Origin of the sequence: Streptomyces sp. NPDC059900, assembly GCF_050270335.1 — a bacterium.
GTDB lineage: Bacteria > Actinomycetota > Actinomycetes > Streptomycetales > Streptomycetaceae > Streptomyces.
This window is the reverse complement of the sequence record NZ_JBNNJZ010000972.1, coordinates 1-1,910: the sequence shown is the minus strand read 5'-3', so window position 1 is coordinate 1,910 and position 1,910 is coordinate 1. Positions and strand designations below refer to the sequence as shown.

Genomic DNA, 1,910 nt, shown 5'->3' with positions numbered 1-1,910 from the left:
ATCCGGGCCAAATGTGCCTGCACTGCTGTGATCCCGGTCCTGTGCGCGGACTCCTGCAACCGCAAGGTCTCCAGGCGGGTCATCCGCGGGGCGATGCGCTCCAGGAAGACGTCGCGGGGGATGCCGTGCTTGGCGGCGAATCCCTCGGCTGCCGTGTAGGGCAGGTCGTACAGGGCGGTCTTCTCGTAGTGCGCGCGGCGCCACGTCTCCAAAAGGGGTGTCGCGTAGTGCTTGCGGGTCAGTGGCGCGAAGACGAACGCACCCAGCTCCTCGGTGTCGGGAGCCAAGTGCGCGTGGCGCAAGGCTCGCTTGAGGCCACTGCGGTACTTCACGGCATCGAACGCAAGGTCGGGGCGGGCGGACAGCCAGTCGCGCATGATCGCGCGCGTGCGGCGGTTGTTCACCCCGGCCCGGCGCAGGGCATCGAAGAGCCCGTACACGCGCTGCGGCGGCAGCATCCCCAGACGGGCTGCGATCAGCCGTCCCTCGCTGCGCCGCTGGTCGGCAGAGGCCTCACGGCTGGTCTCAAGCAGCCGTCGGACGACGAGGACCGCGTTGTAGTCGTTGATGTCGAGCGCGAGGACTCCGGCGTACAGGTCGCGGTAGTTGCCCAGCATGTAGGCATGGAGGAAGTCCAGGGACAGCCGCTGCTCGTCCGCGTCGCTTCGGAATTCACGCTGGCCTGTTGAGGTGATCGCCGCGTTGACGAAAAGCAGCACATCCTCGGCGGCGAGGAGGTCCCCGTACGAATCCATCCCGTTTTCCCTCCAGGGCGCGGATGCCGGCCGGGGAATGGGGGCACGAGCTGCGAATCATTGCTTTACAGGCAGGTTCCGGAAGTCGCACCGGAGTCCCGCGGCCGGCCAGGGGACCGTAACAGAGCAGGCCACAGGCCCTCTACGGATTTTCTTCACCGTGCCGGCCGGCTCTGCGGCGACGCTGAAGTGGAATCAGAGGGCGAAGAGCCCGGAGGCCGGCTCGGTCATTTGGCGACAGGGAGCTGCCGGGCGAAGCGTCGCACCGCGTCGGTGAAGGCGTCCGGGGCGTCGAAGTTCGACAGATGCCTGGCTCGCGGGATCAGCTCGATTCGGGCATCCGGGTGTGCCCGGGCGAAGTCCGCCTCGCCGGAGCGGAAGAGGGTGTCCTTCTCGCCGTTGAGGATCAGTGCCGGAGCCTGCACCGATCGCATCGCGTTCGCGTCGAAGCGTCCCAGTACTTCGTCCCAGGCCGCGGGCAGGGTGTGGAAGGCGTAGCCGGACCGGATGGTCGCCTCCACCACGTGGGGCGGATACAGCCGCCGCAGCAGCCGGTCGTTCCACCGGGCCAGCCGGTCGGCCGGGATGCGGGGGACCAGCCTGCCGACCAGTCGATAGGGCACTGCACCGAAGCCGCGGGTCGAGGCGCTGGCTCCCGCGAGGATCAGACCGCGCAGTTGTTCCGGATGGTGTCGGGCGAACTCCAGCGCGGCGTATCCGCCCAGTGAGTGCCCGACGAGCAGCGCCGGTCCGCGGTCGAGCGACTGCACCGCGGAGGCGATGATCTCGGTCGCACCGGTCAGACTCCAGGACTGGGCCGAGCGCTTCCCGTGGCCGGGCAAGTCGACGGCCACGACCGGGAATTCGTCTTGGAGCGAAGCCAGCTGCACGCTCCACTGTCCCGCGCTGAAACGCGTCCCGTGCACAAAGACAATGGGCACTGCATCGGCTGCCGTCATCAAGTCCCCCCGGGTTGTGGCGTCCAGCCGACTCTACCGGCGCGGCGCCGTCCGTGATCAAGGGAGTGGCTGGGTGGAGTGGCCGGGTGGTGCTTCTCAGGTTGACTCGGTTGTTTCGGGTCATACGGCAGTGAAGCGAGCCGGACATGAATCGGGGACCTCATGCAACGAAGGTGCCGCACCGAGCACTTCACGC

Annotated in this window: 1 protein-coding gene and 1 pseudogene; both read right to left on the bottom strand. The window is 67.9% G+C overall.

Features of this window, described 5'->3' with window-relative positions; genetic code table 11:
• Positions 1-755, bottom strand: a pseudogene (locus ACQKIP_RS46315) (hypothetical protein); the annotation flags it as partial.
• A 227-nt stretch (positions 756-982) separates the two neighbouring features.
• On the bottom strand, positions 983-1,714 hold the full coding sequence (locus ACQKIP_RS46310) for an alpha/beta fold hydrolase (protein ID WP_365866804.1): 732 nt from the start codon (positions 1,712-1,714) through the stop codon (positions 983-985).
• Positions 1,715-1,910 lie beyond the last annotated feature (196 nt).